The organism is Cognatishimia sp. SS12, assembly GCF_028369055.1.
Classification (GTDB): domain Bacteria; phylum Pseudomonadota; class Alphaproteobacteria; order Rhodobacterales; family Rhodobacteraceae; genus Cognatishimia.
In genome coordinates this window covers 298,061-314,938 of the sequence record NZ_JAQNCZ010000005.1, presented here as the reverse complement: position 1 = coordinate 314,938, position 16,878 = coordinate 298,061, and the positions used below count along the sequence as shown (strand labels likewise).

The 16,878-nt window shown below is 60.4% G+C and carries 19 protein-coding genes; 11 read left to right on the top strand and 8 right to left on the bottom strand.

Features of this window, described 5'->3' with window-relative positions; all coding sequences use genetic code 11:
• Positions 1–130: 130 nt before the first annotated feature.
• Together N6L24_RS13245 and N6L24_RS13240 are read left to right on the top strand one after the other, a co-directional pair.
• Entirely contained in the window at positions 131–1,342 is a 1,212-nt protein-coding gene (locus tag N6L24_RS13245) for an aminotransferase-like domain-containing protein (protein ID WP_271845158.1), read from the top strand.
• Between the two features lie 96 nt (positions 1,343–1,438).
• The gene (locus N6L24_RS13240) at positions 1,439–1,813 is read left to right on the top strand and encodes a hypothetical protein (protein WP_271845157.1); all 375 of its coding nucleotides are present in this window, start codon (positions 1,439–1,441) and stop codon (positions 1,811–1,813) included.
• Here the strand turns inward: N6L24_RS13240 and N6L24_RS13235 are convergent.
• Positions 1,801–2,268 carry a GNAT family N-acetyltransferase gene (locus tag N6L24_RS13235; RefSeq protein WP_271845156.1) on the bottom strand — a complete coding sequence of 156 codons (468 nt, stop codon included), beginning with the start codon at positions 2,266–2,268 and terminating at the stop codon, positions 1,801–1,803. The genes N6L24_RS13240 and N6L24_RS13235 overlap by 13 nt on opposite strands.
• Before the next feature lie 191 nt (positions 2,269–2,459).
• Here N6L24_RS13235 and smc point away from each other — a divergent pair, with 191 nt between their 5' ends.
• The 3 genes from smc (at position 2,460) to N6L24_RS13220 (ending at position 6,848) form a co-directional block, all read left to right on the top strand.
• The gene (gene smc, locus N6L24_RS13230) at positions 2,460–5,915 is read left to right on the top strand and encodes a chromosome segregation protein SMC (protein WP_271845155.1); all 3,456 of its coding nucleotides are present in this window, start codon (positions 2,460–2,462) and stop codon (positions 5,913–5,915) included.
• A 138-nt stretch (positions 5,916–6,053) separates the two neighbouring features.
• Positions 6,054–6,359: a DUF4389 domain-containing protein gene (locus N6L24_RS13225; RefSeq protein WP_271845154.1), complete on the top strand. Its 306-nt coding sequence runs from the start codon at positions 6,054–6,056 to the stop codon at positions 6,357–6,359.
• Positions 6,360–6,392: 33 nt separating this feature from the next.
• Positions 6,393–6,848: a hypothetical protein gene (locus N6L24_RS13220; protein WP_271845153.1), complete on the top strand. Its 456-nt coding sequence runs from the start codon at positions 6,393–6,395 to the stop codon at positions 6,846–6,848.
• Here the strand turns inward: N6L24_RS13220 and N6L24_RS13215 are convergent.
• The 4 genes from N6L24_RS13215 to N6L24_RS13200 all read right to left on the bottom strand — a co-directional run bounded on the left by N6L24_RS13215 (position 6,845) and on the right by N6L24_RS13200 (position 10,974).
• Complete coding sequence (locus tag N6L24_RS13215) at positions 6,845–8,014, bottom strand: lytic murein transglycosylase (protein ID WP_271845152.1); 1,170 nt, start codon at positions 8,012–8,014, stop codon at positions 6,845–6,847. The two genes, N6L24_RS13220 and N6L24_RS13215, sit on opposite strands and share 4 nt — an antisense overlap.
• Positions 8,015–8,072: 58 nt before the next feature.
• Positions 8,073–8,978: an adenosylcobinamide-phosphate synthase CbiB gene (gene cbiB, locus N6L24_RS13210; RefSeq protein WP_271845151.1), complete on the bottom strand. Its 906-nt coding sequence runs from the start codon at positions 8,976–8,978 to the stop codon at positions 8,073–8,075.
• A 1-nt stretch (position 8,979) separates the two neighbouring features.
• A complete protein-coding gene (locus tag N6L24_RS13205) occupies positions 8,980–9,876 on the bottom strand; it encodes a threonine-phosphate decarboxylase (RefSeq protein ID WP_271845209.1) in 897 nt (298 codons plus the stop codon).
• Between the two features lie 123 nt (positions 9,877–9,999).
• Positions 10,000–10,974, bottom strand: a complete 975-nt coding sequence (locus tag N6L24_RS13200) for a glutathione S-transferase family protein (protein WP_271845150.1) — start codon at positions 10,972–10,974, stop codon at positions 10,000–10,002.
• 169 nt (positions 10,975–11,143) lie between these two features.
• On the opposite strand from N6L24_RS13200, the gene N6L24_RS13195 reads away from it, so the two are divergent.
• Entirely contained in the window at positions 11,144–11,506 is a 363-nt protein-coding gene (locus tag N6L24_RS13195) for a hypothetical protein (protein WP_271845149.1), read from the top strand.
• Positions 11,507–11,511: 5 nt separating this feature from the next.
• Here the strand turns inward: N6L24_RS13195 and N6L24_RS13190 are convergent, their stop codons facing one another.
• Positions 11,512–12,681 carry a MalY/PatB family protein gene (locus tag N6L24_RS13190; protein WP_271845148.1) on the bottom strand — a complete coding sequence of 390 codons (1,170 nt, stop codon included), beginning with the start codon at positions 12,679–12,681 and terminating at the stop codon, positions 11,512–11,514.
• A 96-nt stretch (positions 12,682–12,777) separates the two neighbouring features.
• Between N6L24_RS13190 and def (N6L24_RS13185) the strand changes: the two genes are divergently transcribed.
• The 5 genes from def (N6L24_RS13185) to N6L24_RS13165 all read left to right on the top strand — a co-directional run bounded on the left by def (N6L24_RS13185) (position 12,778) and on the right by N6L24_RS13165 (position 15,761).
• Positions 12,778–13,290, top strand: coding sequence for a peptide deformylase (def, locus tag N6L24_RS13185; RefSeq protein ID WP_271845147.1), 513 nt, complete (start codon positions 12,778–12,780; stop codon positions 13,288–13,290).
• A complete protein-coding gene (def, locus tag N6L24_RS13180; RefSeq protein WP_271845146.1) occupies positions 13,287–13,781 on the top strand; it encodes a peptide deformylase in 495 nt (164 codons plus the stop codon). Before def (N6L24_RS13185) ends, def (N6L24_RS13180) begins: the two co-directional genes overlap by 4 nt.
• A complete protein-coding gene (fmt, locus tag N6L24_RS13175; RefSeq protein WP_271845145.1) occupies positions 13,778–14,686 on the top strand; it encodes a methionyl-tRNA formyltransferase in 909 nt (302 codons plus the stop codon). The genes def (N6L24_RS13180) and fmt overlap by 4 nt, the downstream gene beginning before the upstream one ends.
• A gap of 72 nt (positions 14,687–14,758) precedes the next feature.
• Complete coding sequence (locus tag N6L24_RS13170; RefSeq protein ID WP_271845144.1) at positions 14,759–15,553, top strand: glycosyltransferase family 2 protein; 795 nt, start codon at positions 14,759–14,761, stop codon at positions 15,551–15,553.
• Positions 15,495–15,761 carry a hypothetical protein gene (locus tag N6L24_RS13165; protein WP_271845143.1) on the top strand — a complete coding sequence of 89 codons (267 nt, stop codon included), beginning with the start codon at positions 15,495–15,497 and terminating at the stop codon, positions 15,759–15,761. Before N6L24_RS13170 ends, N6L24_RS13165 begins: the two co-directional genes overlap by 59 nt.
• Before the next feature lie 12 nt (positions 15,762–15,773).
• Here the strand turns inward: N6L24_RS13165 and N6L24_RS13160 are convergent, their stop codons facing one another.
• Together N6L24_RS13160 and rnhA are read right to left on the bottom strand one after the other, a co-directional pair.
• Positions 15,774–16,397, bottom strand: coding sequence for a trimeric intracellular cation channel family protein (locus tag N6L24_RS13160; RefSeq protein WP_271845142.1), 624 nt, complete (start codon positions 16,395–16,397; stop codon positions 15,774–15,776).
• Positions 16,394–16,858 (bottom strand): ribonuclease HI, encoded by a 465-nt coding sequence (gene rnhA, locus N6L24_RS13155; protein ID WP_271845141.1) that lies wholly within the window; start codon positions 16,856–16,858, stop codon positions 16,394–16,396. The genes N6L24_RS13160 and rnhA overlap by 4 nt, the downstream gene beginning before the upstream one ends.
• Between the last annotated feature and the right edge of the window lie 20 nt (positions 16,859–16,878).

Below are 16,878 nucleotides of genomic sequence, written 5' to 3'. Positions count from 1 at the left end.
TGCCTTTTTCCTGCGCCGCTGCTGAAAACCTAAGTGACGTCGCGTGCCGACCAGCGAAAGTGGGAGATTGATTGACAAGAAATAGGTCTGAATTACTGTCTCATAAATTTGACGATCGATGAGGGATTCGATGGACTTTCAGTCATTCTTTGCCACCCGCGCTTCGCGTATGAAGGCCTCCGAAATTCGCGAGCTTCTCAAGCTGCTGGAGCAGCCTGGCATCATTTCCTTCGCGGGCGGTATTCCCGATCCTGCGCTGTTTCCTTCTGCGGGGTTTGCCGATGGCTATCAGGCGGCCCTCAGCACAGAGACCGCAGGCACCGCATTGCAGTATTCGGTCTCCGAAGGCTATCGCCCCCTGCGCGAATGGATCGCTGATCAGATGCAAAAGCTGGGTGTGCCCTGCACCCTGGATAACATCCTGATCACCTCTGGGTCACAGCAGGCGCTGGATTATCTGGGCAAGCTGATGTTGTCGCCCAACGATACCGCCTTGATCAATTGGCCCACCTATCTGGGCGCGCTTGGGGCGTTTAATGCCTATGAGCCACGCTATGACCAGATCAGCGTCAATGGCAACCGTTCGGCCGCTGACTATGCCGCTGCCGCCGAAGCGGCGGGCGGGCGCGTCAAATTTGCCTACCTTTCTGCGGATTTCGCCAACCCGACCGGCGAAACCGTGGACCGGCGCGGGCGCGAAAACCTTCTGGCTCTGGCGCAGGACCTCAACTGCGCCATCATCGAGGATGCTGCCTATCAGTCGCTGCGTTATGATGGCGAGGCGATCCCGCCGATCCTTGCGCTTGAAGCGGCGCAAACCGGCGACATCAACGCTTGCCGCACCATCTATTGCGGCAGCTTTTCCAAGACACTGTCGCCGGGTCTGCGCATCGGTTGGGTCTGCGCCGCTGCGCCGGTGATTTCCCAGATGGTGCTGATCAAACAGGCCGGCGATCTGCATTGCTCGACCATCAACCAGATGGCGCTGACACATGTGGCCGAGACCCAGTTTGAGGCCCATGTCGCAAAGTTGCATGCCGCCTATTCCGCTCGCCGCGATGCCATGCTGGACGCGCTGGACGAGGTCATGCCCGACGGCGTCAGTTGGACAAAACCCGAAGGCGGCATGTTTGTCTGGATGACCCTGCCGGGGCATATGGATGGGGCTGCGCTGCTTGAGCAGGCGTTGAAAACCGCCAAGGTGGCCTTTGTGCCTGGGCGGGCGTTCTTTGCGGATGGCTCCGGTGGCAATACGCTGCGCCTCAGCTTTTCCTGCGCAGATGAGGAAACGATCCGCGAGGGCATCCGCCGTCTGGGCGAGGTGATCCGCGCCGCGCTCTGATCTCGGCGCGCGAGATTTTAGCAGGCCGCGTTTGCATGCGCTTACGCGGCCTTAATCATTTTCGGGTCAGCTGGCGACATGTGGAGATATTTTGCCATGATAGCCGTACTGGCCGCCTGCGATACGCCCAGCCGCGCCTTTTGGGGGGCAGAGCCAACGCGGCTTACGGTTGGCAGCAGCAGCTTTGATGTGCGCCAGAACGGCACACAGGCCGAAGCGATCCGCCTCAACCCGACGCTGCGGCCAAACTATGCCGTGATTTCCCGCGAGGCCGAGGCTGCGATTGAGCAGGTGACAGGATGCGCCGTGGACCGGTTGGGCGGCGATGTTGCGGTGGTGCGCGCGACATTGATCTGCACGCCGGGTGTCGACGCAAGTTGGCCAGCGCAGTATGACCCCGGCCGCAGCAGCGCGCTGAGCTGCGTGGCGGACGCATTGGGGGGCGGAACCTTCAGCCTCTACTGCGATTGAACCAGCGACTTTTCCATAAAGACCGACGCCGGGCTGTCCTGATAGCTGCCAAAGGCGCCGCAGCGGCGAAACCCGCGCCGCTCATATAGCGCCAGCGCGGCGGGCAGCTCCTCGCCGGTTTCCAGCCGCAACTTGGGCAAACCCTGCGCCAGCGCGATATCTTCTAGGGCCTGCATCAGCGCCGCAGCCGCCCCTGTGCCGCGCGCCTCTGGCGCAACAAACAGGGATTTGATTTCGCCATAGCCATCGCGCAGCGCCAGTGCGGCGCACCCGATCATATGCCCCTGCGCAGTCGCCCCCAGGAATCTGATGTCCGGCGCGGTGAGCGCAGAAATATCAAGCGCATGATTATCCTCATCCGCATAAAGCGACGCCATCAGGCTGTGGCTCTGCGCCAGAAGCTGCCGCGCTTCGCGCGCACGCGGATCTGCGGGCTCGACCGCGATCTTAGACATCTGTGTCCCTTTCCAGTTCTGCGCAGGCTGCCAAAAATGCCGCGCAGGGTCCAGCCCCGGTCACACCGCGCTGCGCCGCAATATTTTGTGGATAACTCCGCCTATTCCACCATATTCGGGGCATGCCCATTGACTTTGCCCCCCTCAGGTCCGCAGGATTGCAGGACTTAGGAATCACAGGATACAGCCATTTGCGCTTTTCCAAGCTCAGATTGACGGGGTTCAAAAGTTTCGTGGACCCCACGGACCTGATCATCGCCGACGGGCTCACTGGCGTGGTCGGGCCAAACGGCTGCGGAAAATCCAACCTTCTGGAGGCGCTGCGCTGGGTCATGGGCGAAAACCGCCCCACTGCGATGCGTGGCGGCGGGATGGAAGATGTGATTTTCGCCGGGGCTGCCACCCGGCCAGCACGCAATTTTGCCGAGGTCGCCCTGCATATCGACAACTCTGACCGGCTTGCACCGGCGGGGTTCAATGACGACGATAGTCTGGAAATCACGCGCCGCATCACCCGCGACATCGGCTCTGCCTATAAGGTCAACGTCAGGGATGTGCGGGCGCGCGACGTGCAGATGCTGTTTGCCGATGCATCAACGGGCGCGCATTCGCCCGCATTGGTGCGGCAGGGCCAGATCTCTGAGTTGATCAATTCAAAACCCAAGGCACGCCGCCGCATTCTGGAAGAGGCGGCCGGGATTTCGGGGCTTTATCAGCGTCGCCATGAGGCCGAACTGAAGCTCAAAGGCGCTGAAGCAAATCTGACTCGTGTGGATGACACGGTCGAGCAATTGGCCGGTCAATTGGCGAGCCTGGCGCGGCAGGCCAAACAGGCGGCGCGTTATAAGGCGATTGGCGCAGAGTTGCGCCAATCCGAAGGCATGTTGCTCTATCGCCGCTGGCGCGACGCAGAAGAAACCCGCATCAAGGCAGATGAAGAATTGCGCAACTGCGTGGTGATCGCGGCGCAGGCCGAAACGGCCGCCCGCATGGCTGCGAAAGCCCGCGAAGAGCAGGATGCGCTTTTGCCGCCGCTGCGCGAAGAGGAAGCCATCGCCAGTGCCATCCTGCAACGTTTGCAGGTGCAGCGTGACAGCCTGAAGGATCAGGAAGAGCACGCGCGCCAGATCATCGTGACGCTAACCAACCGCATTGAACAGCTGGCCCGCGATATGGAGCGTGAAACCGGTCTAAATCGTGACGCCGGGGAAACTATTGAGCAGTTGGAATGGGAGCAACGCGAGCTTGCCAAAGCCTCTGAAGGCCATAGCGAACTGGTAGAGGAGGCCGAAGAGGCCGCCCGCGAAGCGGCTGCGCTGTTGCAGGAACGCGAAAGCGATCTGTCAGAGCTGACCGAAGATGTGGCACGTCTGTCCGCCCGGCACCAATCTGCACAGCGCCTGTTGTCCGACACCCTGCGTCAGCAACAGAAAAGCGAAGCTGAGGCCGAAAAAGCCCGCCAGGCGGCTCAAGACAGCAAGGCTGCGCTGGCACAGGCCGAAGAAGAATTTGAACTGGCGCAGGCTGCCGAAGAAGAAGCGGTTGAGCGCGCCTCGCTGGCCGAAGAAGCCTTGGCAGAAGCCGAAGAGGACCGCGCGGAAACACAAGCGCGCGAGGCGGATGCCCGCGCTGAGCGGTCCGAGGCCGAGGGCGAGTTGAACGCGCTGCGCGCTGAGGTGACGGCGCTGGCCAAATTGCTGGAACGCGACACCGCCGAGGGCGGGCAGATCCTGGATCGCCTTCAAGTCGAGCAGGGATTTGAAAAAGCGCTCGGTGCGGCGCTGGCCGATGATTTGCGCGCCCCCGAAGTCGACGAAGATGGCCCGTCCGGCTGGCATGTTCTGCCGGCCTATGATGATGCACAACCTCTGCCCGCTGGCGTGACCTCTCTGGCGCAACACGTTTCGGTGCCCGAGGTGTTGGAACGGCGGATGAGCCAGATTGGCCTTGCCTCCCCCGAAGACGCAAGCCGCCTGCAAAGGCTGCTGAAACCGGGTCAGCGCCTTGTGTCCCCAGAGGGCGACCTATGGCGTTGGGACGGCTTTCGCAGCTGGGCCGAAGATGGCCCAAGCGCAGCGGCGCTGCGGTTGCAGCAGCTCAACCGTCTGGAAGAGCTCAAGCAAGAAATGGCCCGGGCCAGCGCGCGCTCGGACGGCGCGGTTCAGGCGCATGAAACGCTGCAGTCGCGGCTTGTCGCGCTGGCGGACGCCGACAAACGTGCCCGCGAGGCGCGCCGCGATGCGGATCGCGCCGTGGCTGATGCCGCCCGCGCACTCAGCCGCGCTGAGGCCGAGGTGAACCTGTCAGGCGGCAAGCTGGAATCGCTGGGTCTTGCGGTGCGCCGCCACGAAGAAGCCGCGATGGAAGCGCGGGGCCAGCATCAGGAGGCTGAGCGCGGTCTTGCCGATCTTGGTGATCTGGATGCGGCACGCGGGGCGGTCGAAGATATCAAGATGACCGTTGAGGCGGCGCGCATCACCATGATGTCCAAACGCTCCGCCCATGATGAACTGCGCCGCGAAGGCGAGGCGCGTCTGGCGCGCAGTCAGCAGGTGAAGAAAGAGCTTTCCGGCTGGCGGCATCGCCTTGAAACTGCCGAAAAACGCAGCGGCGAACTGGCCGAGCGTAAGCGGGCTTCGGAAGAAGAGCTGCTGGATGCGCAGATGGTGCCCGAGGACATCGCAGAAAAACGCGAAGATCTGACCGTCGCAATCGAAGACGCAGAAGCGCGGCGGCGCGGGGCGGCGGATAAGTTGGCGGAAGCGGAAAGCGCGCTGCGCACTGCGGAACAGGCCGAACGGGATGCAGAGCGCGAAGCCTCCGAAGTGCGCGAGAAACGCGCCCGCGCCGAAGCGCTGGCCGATGCCGCCCGCGAAACGGTGGCAAGCGCCGCAGAGCGTATCCATGATGAGATGGAGCAAACACCAGAGGCGCTCTTGGAAAGCCTGGATGTGGTGCCCGAAGAGATGCCCGCCAGCCAAACCATTGAAAGTGACGTCAACCGTCTGAAGCGTCAGCGCGATGCGCTCGGCGCTGTGAACCTGCGCGCCGAAGAAGATGCGCGCGAGGTCCAGGAAGAGCACAGCACTCTGGTGACGGAAAAGCAGGATTTGGAAGAGGCGATCCGCACCCTGCGTTCGGGCATTGCTAGCCTCAATTCCGAAGGGCGCGAGCGACTGCTGACAGCCTTTGAACAGGTGAACAGCAATTTTTCGATGCTGTTCAAACATCTCTTTGGCGGCGGCGAGGCCAACCTTGTGCTGGTGGAAAGCGATGATCCGCTGGACGCGGGGCTTGAGATCATGTGCCAGCCGCCGGGCAAGAAACTGTCGACGCTCTCGCTCTTGTCAGGGGGGGAGCAGACACTGACCGCCATGGCGCTGATCTTTGCGGTCTTCCTGGCCAACCCGGCCCCGATCTGTGTGCTGGATGAGGTGGACGCCCCATTGGATGACGCCAATGTCACGCGCTTCTGCGATCTTTTGGATGAAATGTGCCGTCAGACTGACACGCGCTTTTTGATCATCACCCACCATGCGGTGACGATGGCCCGGATGGATCGTCTCTTTGGTGTCACCATGCAGGAACAGGGCGTCAGCCAGCTTGTCTCGGTCGATCTGAAGGCCGCCGAAACGCTGGTTGCGTGACCTGCCAACGATTAATCTGGCGGATTGTGACAAAACATCCATTGCGAAAGGGCGTCAGCTTGTGCTCTGCATAGGGCAGCGCGTGGGCCTTATGGGCGGGCGGCAGCGATACATATAGCAAAAGGCACAGGATCACAGATGACAGCGTCAGACGAAGAGAAGGTCAAAGGGCGCCTGCATGGCGAGCAATTTGAACCAGAGGCCGCAGATTCACTTCTGATGCGCGCGATCTATATGATCTTGATTGCGGTGATGATCTCGATGGCGCAGACCGTGCTGGGTGTGGTGGCCGTGCTGCAATTCGTGGTTCTGCTGATCAGCAAACAGCCCAATGAAAGATTGGCGGATTTTGGCACGGATCTTGGTATTTGGGTCGCCAAAGCGGCGCGCTATCAGACGGCGGCCAGCAACGTGAAGCCCTGGCCGTGGACCGAGCTGGACTAAGCATGCTCTGCGTCAATTGGGCAAGAGCGTGATATGACCTCTCTGGGTTTGCTTCATTTTGCCTTGATGATCGCAGTTCTCGGACTTGGCATGACTGTGTTCTTGCAGCCCAAGGGCACCCGCCAGCATCGGCTGAAGGGGCGGGCCTTTGTCGGAATGATGCTGATTTCTAACGTCGCGGTCTTTGGGATTTACCAAGACTCCCCCAATATGGGCGTCTTTCATTATTTGGCGATCATCAGCATCGTCTCATTGGTTCTGGCGGTGGCCCTCCTGCGCGTGCCGGGGCTTTCACAGGGCCGCAGGGTTGCGCATGGTCATGTGATGCTCTGGACATTTGGGGGTGTCGTGGCCGCGGGTTTGGGGCAGGGCGCTACCGCGCTGGGCTACTCCCCATGGCCCGCCATTGTGCTGGCACTACTTTGCATTGCGCTGATCGCGGCCAAATATGATTTTGCCAAGGCCGTGCGGCGCACCCCGCGCAATTAGAGACGGCGCAGCAGATCCGGTGTTGGCCAGGCATCAGCTGGCAGGCCGAGGCGCTGCTGTTCGGCTTGCACCGCGTCGCGGGTTTTGGCGCCCAGAATACCGTCCACCTTGCCCACGTCATATCCGCGCGCCTGCAGTTTGCGCTGCAGCTCTTTCATCTGGTTGCCATTCAGCCCCTGATCCGGGCTGCCCTGATTGTAGGGTGCGGCCCCCTCAAGTCGGGTGGCGAAATACGCGGCTGTCGTCACGTAGATGAAGCTTTGGTTCCATTCAAAATAGACATTGAAATTCGGATAGGCGAGAAAAGCCGGTCCCTTGCGGCCCTGCGGCAGGACCAAGGACGCAGGCAGGTTCGCCAGACGTCCCTGACGCGGGGCAACGCCGAGCTTGGCCCAGTCCGAGGTTGATTTCGTCGTGTTCAGCCCGGATTGCGACCAATCCATATCGGCCGGAACGGTGACTTCTTGCAGCCATGGCTCGCCACTGCGCCAGCCCAGATGCTGCAGCATCTTGCCCCCGGACATCAACGCATCCACCGCAGAGGTTTTAAGGCTGACCTTGCCGTCGCCATCACCATCCACGCCGTTTTCAATGATGTCGGCAGGCAACATCTGCACCATGCCAATTTCTCCGGCCCAGGCCCCGGTGGTTTTAGTCGGCGAAAAATCTCCGGTCTCAAACAATTTCAGCGCTGCAAAGACCTGCGGGCGGAACAGTTCGGGTCGGCGACAATCATGCGCCAGCGTCACCAGTGAATTCAGGGTGTTGAAATCGCCCTGAAAGCCACCAAAATCGGTTTCAAACGCCCAGAACGCCAGCAACACGCCGCGCGATACGCCATAGTCACGTTCTATCCGGTCAAACACCGCGTCATATTGCTGGGATTTGGCCTTGCCGGTGTTCAGGCGATTGGCGCTGATGAGGCGCTGGGAAAACTCCAGAAATGGTTTCTGAAACACGCCCTGCGCCCGGTCCGCCTTGAGCGTGCGCGCATCCTGCTGGGCAGACGCAAAGAAGCGATCCACCGTGCTCGCATCATGCCCCATGGCGCGCGCTTCCTGCTTGAGGCCTTGCACAAAGCCGGAAAAAGACCCGCCACAGGGGGTGTTGGCAAGGCTGGCGGTGGCAGACAGGCACAGGCCTGCAAGGGCAAGGGCGAAACGCATGGGAAAACCTCTTATAGTGTTAAGCGCACCCTAGCAGCTTGCGCCTGATGCGCAACGCTCACAGCAGCGCAAGCGCAGCCGTCACCGCAAGCGCCACGGCCCAGACCCGCCACAGGGCTGCCGCCGCCTGATCAATGGCGTTGGGGCCGATATCTTGCGCCCCTTCTGGGTTCACATAAGGAAAGTCGCGCATCTCGCCTTCATAGCTGCGTGGCCCGCTGAGGGCGACATTGAGGCTGATGGCCATCGCGGCCTCTGGCCAGCCAGCGTTGGGGGAGCGGTGCAGCCGCGCGTCATCGCTGATATGCGCCCAATCCTTCAGGCGGCTGTGGGTGGCAGCGATCAACAGCGCGGTCAACCGCGCCGGCAGCCAATTCAGCAGATCATCGAGCTTGGCCGCGGCCCAGCCAAAATCTTCGTGCCGGGGGGTGCGGTAGCCGATCATGGAGTCCGCCGTGTTGATCGCCTTATAGGCCAGAATGCCGGGCAGGCCGAAAATCAGGAACCAGAAGGCTGGGGCAATCACCCCGTCCGAAAGGTTTTCAGCGCCACTTTCGATCGCGGCGCGGCTGACGGCGGGGCCATCCATTTCTGCCGTGTCGCGTCCGACGATTTTGGCCACGGCGATGCGGCCCTCCGCCAGGCTATTGCGCAGCGCGCTTGCCACGTCTTTCACATGGTCAACCAGAGCGCGCTGGGCCAATAAAATGGCGACGACAAGCAGTTCGGCCAGCCAGCCGATCGCTTCGATCACGCCGCCGATCAACCAGGTGCCGACCAGCAGCGCCAGCACCAGAAGCACGCCGTTGCGTTTTGCGTCCCCGGTGTTGAAGGTGTCATCCGCCCAGCTGATCAGCTTCCCGATCAGGACCGCCGGATGGCTGACGCGGTCCCAGAGCCACTTCGGTTCCCCAAAGGCGGCATCCAGCAGTAGGGCGCAGAACAAAAGCGTGGCGGTATCCATATCAGCCTCCAAGCGCGGTGGTCAGTCGATCCCAGCCTGCGGCGCTGGGCAGGCCAAGACGCAGGTAGCGATCAGAATAGGGAAAAATGCGGCTCAGAATATATGCGCGCCCGAGCCGATCTTGCCAGGCCGCGGCATCGTCAACCTCGTAAAGCTGAAACAACCCGCATCCGCCGCGCGGCGCTGCACCGTTTTGGACCATCAGCGCATCCAATCGCGCGGCGTCCTGCGCCAGTCGATTGCGCGTCTCTGCGGCCCAAGCTGGATCCGAGAGCGCCAGCGCCCCGACGCGCAGCGCGGGGCCAGAGACGGCCCAAGGGCCGATGACATCGCGCAGCTTGGCGATAATCTCGGGGGCGGCAATGGCAAAGCCTAGCCGCAGGCCGGCAAGACCCCAGAATTTGCCAAAACTTTTCAGAACCAGGCAGCGGCCGCTGCGCGCCTCAGAGATGAGGCTGCGCTCTGGGGCGACGTCGCAAAAGCTTTCGTCGATAATGGTAAATTCGGCGCTCAGATCCGCAGCGGACCAATAGTGGCCGGTGGGGTTGTTTGGGTGCACGAGCACCCGCAGTGCCGCACCTTCCGCCTCTTGCCAGCCCTGCGCTGCAAAGGCGGCTGCGTGTTCATTATAGGTCGGTTTGGGGATATCCACGCTGCCGCGCGCAAAAAGCCCAGGCATCTGCGCGATCAGGCTAGAGGCCCCGGGGGCCGCCAGAATGTCCAACGTATCCGGCACATCCCAAAATCGGCGCGCGGCAGAGATTAATTCGGCTTCGGCAGCGCTGCCTGGCAGAGCGGCCCAATCATCCGGCGTAAAATCCGGCAGAGGGTAGGGCACCGGGTTGATGCCCGTGGACAGATCCAGCCAATCTTGGCGCGCACCGCCCCAGCGGCGCATTGCGGCATCGATGCCGCCCCCGTGGTCTCGTGTCGCTTGTGGCTGTGTCTGCACGGCGCGTGCCCCTCTTGCTGTCTCGCGCTTTGTGCGCGCAAACCGGCCAGTTTGGCAAGGGGCGCGCGGTCAGCCGCGACCGTGTGGCGCGAGATAGTCCAGCACCGGGTTGATCGGTAGAATGCGATGCGGGTTAATCGACTCGTGGCTGTAATGATAATGGCGCACGATGTGCGGCAGGTTCACGGTCTCTGCCACGTCAGCGTGTTGATAGAGATCGCGGGTATAGGCCCAAAGGTTTGGGTAATCTATGAGGCGCTTGCGATTGCATTTGAAATGCAAATGATAGACCGGATCAAAGCGGATCAGTGTTGTGAACAGCCGCCAATCTGCCTCGGTCAGTTGATCGCCCATCAGGTAACGGGTTTTGCTGAGCCGCTCTTCGAGCCAGTCCAGCGTATCAAACAGCGGCGTAACTGCGTCGTCATAAGCGCTCTGGCTGGTGGCAAAGCCGCATTTGTAGACGCCGTTGTTTACGGTGTCATAGACGCGGGCATTGACCTTTTCGATGGCGTCACGCTCCGCTTCTGGCCAGAAATCCAGCGTGTTGCCGGTGAGCGCATCAAACGCGCTGTTGAACATGCGAATGATTTCAGAACTTTCGTTGGACACGATGGTGCCCTGTTTCTTGTCCCACAGGATCGGCACGGTCACGCGGCCTGAATACTCTGGGTCCGCGCGGGTATAAATCTGATGGGCAAATTCAGAGCCAAAGAGCGTATCGCCCGTTGCGCCGAACGCATCTGTTTCAAACGTCCAGCCGTTTGAGAGCATGTCAGGATGCACGACCGACACCGAAATATGATCTTCAAGCCCTTTAAGCTTGCGGAAGATCAAGGTGCGATGCGCCCAGGGGCAGGCCATGGACACATAAAGATGATAGCGGCCGCTTTCGGCTGCAAACCCGCCCTTGCCAGAAGGTCCGGCGCTGCCATCCGCGGTGATCCAATTGCGAAACTGCGATTCAGACCGTTCAAATTTTCCGCCCGATTTTTTGGTATCATACCATTTGTCGTGCCATTTACCGTCTACGAGCAGGCCCATGTCATTCTCCTGTTAAGCTTACTTCATACCTAGGGGTGTGACGGAAAAGAGCAATCAAAGCAGATGCAGAGGTGTTGCGCATTTGCGCACATGGTGCTGGTACATGCGTGGGGCATTCTTGACGGAAAACCCATTTATTGCGACCCTTTAGCTCCGATGGAGGCGGACGATGACTGATTTTCTTCCCAAAGAGGTGCAAGCCGGGCTAGATGCGGCGCGCAAGGCTGACCTGCGCAAGACCAGCCGGTTGCGCGTTGAAGCGGGGGAGCAAAGCTTTCGCATCCTGCGGTTCCGCGATGACGGGTTCACGCTGGATGTCGACGCGGCCCCGCATTTGCGCGGCCTGGTCGATGTTTATGACGGCGCGCGCCATCTCTATCAATGTCTGGTCATTGCCTCGGTCGAAGAGGATGGCGAGATGTTTTATGAATTCAAGCGCGCCACCGCCGCGTCGGACAAACCGGCGCTTGATTATTATCGCGAGGAAAACGCGCCCGTTGCATTGGTGACGGATCAGTCTAAAAAGCACTGAGCAGCTTAGACGCCGAAGGCCGTTTTCAGACGTGCGGCGGCCTCTGCCACCAATGAGCTCCGGGTGCCGAGATTAAAGCGCAGGAAATTTTCGCCGCCTCGGCCCAGGCCGACTCCGGGTGTGGCTGCGATTTTGGCCTGTTTGTAGACCCGCGTGTTCACCTCATCCATGCCAAGCCCGGTGCCGGAAAAATCCACCCACGACAGATAGGTGGATTGCATCGGCATCACAGTTGCCCCCGGAATGTCGGCCAGTTCCGCTTTGAACACTTCAAAATTGCCTGCCAGATAAGCGGTGAGCTCATCCACCCAAGCGGCCCCCTCGGGGCTGTAGGCCGCGCATGTCAGCGCCACGCCAAGGCCGTTGGCGTTGATATCAAAGCAGCCATAATAGTCGGCAAAACGTTTGCGCAGCGCCGGGTCCGGAATAATCACGCAGCCTGTGCGCGCCCCGGCGATATTAAAGGTCTTGGAGGCCGCGCATGTCACCACAAGCCGATCCAGGATTTCTGGCATCGCAAGTGCGGCGGTCTTGTGTTGATGGCCTGGAAAAACCAAATCGTGGTGGATTTCGTCGGACACCAAGATGAGGTCGTGTTTCTGGCAGAATGCGGCAAGCTTGCTGAGCTCGTCCTGCGTCCAAACGCGCCCAGCCGGATTGTGCGGCGAGCTGATCAGCAGCAGCTTTTCCTTGCCGGTCATCAACGCCTCGTAGGCGTCAAAATCCATATAATAGAGGCCAGCATCGTCCACAGCCAGCGGCAGCTGGGTGTTGATGCGGCCTGCGGCTTCGATCTTGCGCTGAAATTCATGGTAGACCGGCGTAAAGGTGGCAATGTGATCGCCGCGCTCTGTCAACGCCATCAGCGTTGTCGCAATGCCGTGGCCCAGCCCAAAGGTGACAAAGGTCCACGCGCGCTCAATCTGCCAGCCATGGCGGGTCTTCATCCACCATGCGACGGCCTCGTGAAACTCGTCCATACCGGTGAAATAGCCGTAGTTGCCGGTATCGACATAGCGCTGGGCAGCCGCGCTCAGAAACGCCGGTGCCGCAAAATCCATATCGGCGATCCACATCGCGATGCCATCGCCGGGGGCGACGCCAAAGGCGCGCTCCATCCCATCCCATTTCGCAGATTTGGTGCCCACGCGGTTCACGACTTGATCGAAATTCATTTTGCGCCTCTTCGATAATTGCCGCGCACGCTACCTGATTGATCAGAGGGTGCAAGAGCCGTTGCAGGTTTTGCAGCCATGGCCTATGTGAAACACATGTTGAGACCGATCCTGATACACCCTGATCCCCGCCTGAAAAAGCAATGTGAGGCCGTCGCTGACCTGTCAGATGAGCTGCGCGCGCTTGCCTCTGATATGCTGGAAACCATGTATGATGCGCCCGGCATCGGGCTAGCTGCGCCGCAAATCGGCGTGTTGCAGCGACTGATCGTGCTGGATTGTGTCAAAGACGGGGATCCAGACCCCGTCGTCATGTTCAACCCGGAAATCTTGCAATCGTCCGATGACACCAATGTCTACGAAGAGGGCTGCCTGTCGATCCCGGATCAGTTCGCCGAAGTTACCCGCCCGGCTGACGTGCGCGTCGGCTGGATCGATGAAAACGGCAATCCGCAGGAAAAGGACTTTGACGGTCTCTGGGCGACCTGCGTGCAGCATGAGATCGACCACCTGAATGGCAAGCTCTTCATTGATTATCTCGGCCCGATGAAACGCCAAATGATGACACGCAAATCTGCCAAGCTGAAACGGGAGCTGGCGCGCGGATGACGGTGCGCGCCTGCCTGCCATGGCCCGACAAGCGCCTGCGCACCGTTGCCGCGCCGATTACGCAGCTGTCCGATGAGGATCACGCAACCTGGCGCGATCTGATTGACACGATGGAGGCCATGCCCGGCGTCGGTATGGGGGCCAATCAGATCGGTGTGTTGCGCCGCCTGATTGTGGTTGATGCGTCCAACGAACGGGGCAAGGCCGTGAAAATGGCCAATCCGGAAATTCTGCACAAATCCATTGAGCTGCGCGCCCATGACGAAGCCAGCCCAAACTTGCCCGGTGTCTCTGCCACCATCAAACGCCCGCGTGCTGTCACCGTGCGCTATATGGATGAAACCGGCGCGCTGGTCGAAAAGGATTTTGTTGGCCTCTGGGCAACATCCGTGCAGCACCAGATCGACCATATCAATGGCAAGATGTTCTTTGACCACCTCAGCCGCACCAAACGCGACATGTTGATTAAAAAGGCAGGGAAGCTGCGATGAAAGTTGTCTTCATGGGGACGCCCGATTTTTCGGTGCCTGTTCTGGATGCGCTGGTGTCCGCAGGGCATGAGATCGTCGCGGCTTATTGTCAGCCGCCGCGGCCTGCGGGGCGAGGCAAGAAAGAACGCCCTTCGCCCGTGCAAGCGCGCGCCGAAGCTTTGGGGCTGATGGTGCGGCACCCGGTGTCGTTGAAGGATGCGGCGGCGCAGGCGGATTTTGCCGCGCTCGGCGCTGATGTGGCTGTTGTTGTGGCCTATGGGCTGATCCTGCCGCAGGCTATTCTGGACGCGCCCAAATTTGGCTGTCTGAATATCCACGCCAGCCTGCTGCCGCGCTGGCGCGGCGCGGCCCCCATCCACCGCGCGATTATGGCCGGGGATGCGGAAACCGGCGTCTGCATCATGCAGATGGAAGCGGGGCTGGATACCGGACCTGTGCTGATGCGCCAGACCACCGCGATCGGGGCCGAGGAAACCACGCAGCAGCTGCATGATCACCTCAGCCAGATCGGCGCAAAAGCCATCGTGGATGCGCTGGCGCACCTGCCTGATCTGACCGCCACGCCGCAGCCAGAGGACGGCGTGACCTACGCCGCCAAGATCGACAAGGCCGAGGCACGCATTGACTGGAGCAAACCTGCCCAAGAGGTGGATCGCCTGATCCGCGGGCTTTCGCCCTTTCCGGGGGCCTGGTGCGAAATGGATGGTCAGCGCGTCAAAGTGCTCGCTTCGCGTTTGGCGGATGGGGCGGGGGCACCTGGCACGTTGCTTGACGATGCATTGACCGTGGCCTGCGGTGGCGGTGCGGTGCAGCTCTTGCGGCTGCAGCGCGCAGGCAAAAGTGCCCAAGAGGCCGAGGTTTTCTTGCGGGGCTTTGCGTTGCAGGCGGGGCAAAGCCTCCTTTAGCGCGATCTTGTATTTGTGATTTCAATTTTTGCGCGTTAATTTCAGGCATTGAATTCTGTTTGAGCTGTTTTGATGCCTGAAATTTCTGTTGGCGCGCAGACCAAAGCGCCTAAAATCACCGTGGTCACGTCAATGAAAGACGAAGGCCCCTACATTCTGGATTGGGTCTCGCATTATCTGGCGCTGGGCGTGTCTGATTTTGTGATCTTCACCAATGATTGCAGCGATCAGACCGACCATATTCTGAGGTGCCTCAATCGCATGGGTATTGTGCACCACCGCTTCAATCGCGTTATGCGGCGGGGGCCACAGAAAAGCGCGCTGATGTGGGCCGAATATGAACCAGCCGTGCGCAATGCCAATTGGCTCATGGTGATTGATGTCGATGAATATCTGCAGATCAATACCGGCGATAAGACCCTGCCGGGCCTCATCCGCCGCCACCCCGAGGCAGACGCGATTTCCTTTGTCTGGCGCATCTATGGCAATGCGGATGTCGCGCATCTGGATCAGGCGCCCGTGCCGCTTGGCTTTACCCTGACCGAACATGAGAACAGCACCGCAGAGGACAATCGGTTCTTCAAAACCCTGTTTCGCAATTCTAGCAAGTTTGTCCGCATGGGGGTGCATCGCCCGTTTCTCAGCGAAACAGCGCGTGATCTGCACTGGGTGCTGCCCGATGGTCAGCGACTGACAGAAGAGCAAATCCAAAGCGCCTTATTCGTTTCGGAGTCTTACGGGTATGGGGCGGCACAGCTGAACCATTATGCCCTGCGCTCGATGGATTCGATGTTGAACAAACGTTTGCGTGGGCGCGCCAATCATCATCAAAAAAGGCATCGAAGGTGCCTATTGGAAGCGCTTTAACAAGAATGAAACTCAGGACGCGCGGCTTGCGCTGAATTTCCATCGCGCCCTGGAAATCAAGGCGCAGCTGCTGTGCGATGCCCAGCTGCGCGGCTATCACGAAGAGGCCTTTGAGTGGCACAGATCACAAGCGGCCCGCCTGCGCGAGAAGAGCGGGTTCAAGAAATTCCTCGACAAGATTGACGAATTTGAAATGGCACAGGCCTAGCGGCCTGCGCTTTCACTGCTGTGGCGGGCGCGCCTTATAGACAGGTAGGCTCCAGCCAAACAGCAAAGACCCGGCGCGCAGCACCCAGGTGGTGCCTGCGCAGACAGACAGCGCCGGCAGGCCGCTGAGGCCAAAATATTGCGCCACCAGCGCGGCACTGGCCCCGGCGAAGGCGGCGGTCGCGTAGATTTCGCCCTGTTTCAGCAATAGGGGCACCTCGTTGCAGACTACATCGCGCATCAGCCCGCCGAGGCATCCGGTCGAGATCCCCATCAGCACCACGATCACCGGATTATGCCCAAGGTTGATGGCAACGCCCGATCCGGCGGCCACCGCAACCGAGAGCGCAACGCTATCGAGCCATAAAAGGGTGCGATAGCGGCTTTCCAGAAGATGCGCGGTGAAAAACACCACCAAAGCCGCAGCGCAAGCCACAAGGATATACCCCGGCTGCCCCACCCAGAACACCGGATCGCGCCCCAACAATAGATCGCGCAAGGTGCCGCCACCCACCGCCGTCAGGCAGGCGATAAAGGCAAAACCCACCAGATCGAGCTGCGCGCGGCTCGCCACCAATGCACCCGTGATGGCAAAAACCAGCACCGAAGCCCAATCAAGAAAGGCGACCACGGTCATGTGTCTTTTCCGGGTTTGAACGGGGCCATCCCCGCGCGGGCCAGTTCATCGGCCTTTTCATTTTCTGGATGGCCGGCATGCCCCTTGACCCATTCCCATGTCACCTGATGGCGCGCCTGTGCCGCATCCAGCCGCTGCCAGAGCTCGACATTTTTTACCGGCTTTTTCGCAGAGGTTTTCCAGCCGTTGCGCTTCCAGCCGTGAATCCAGCCTGTCACGCCATTTTTCACATAGGCGCTGTCGGTCACAATGGTCAGCGCGCTGGGTCGTTCCAGCGTTTCAAGCGCCATGATGGCGGCCATCAATTCCATGCGGTTGTTGGTGGTGTCCGCTTCGCCGCCAGAAAGCTCGCGTTCTTTGAGGATGCGCGCGCCCTCGGTGGCGCGCAGCAAGACACCCCAGCCGCCCGGGCCGGGATTACCGGAGCATGCTCCGTCGGTATATGCGTGTAGGTCTGCCATAAGGGGGCGATAGCGAACTT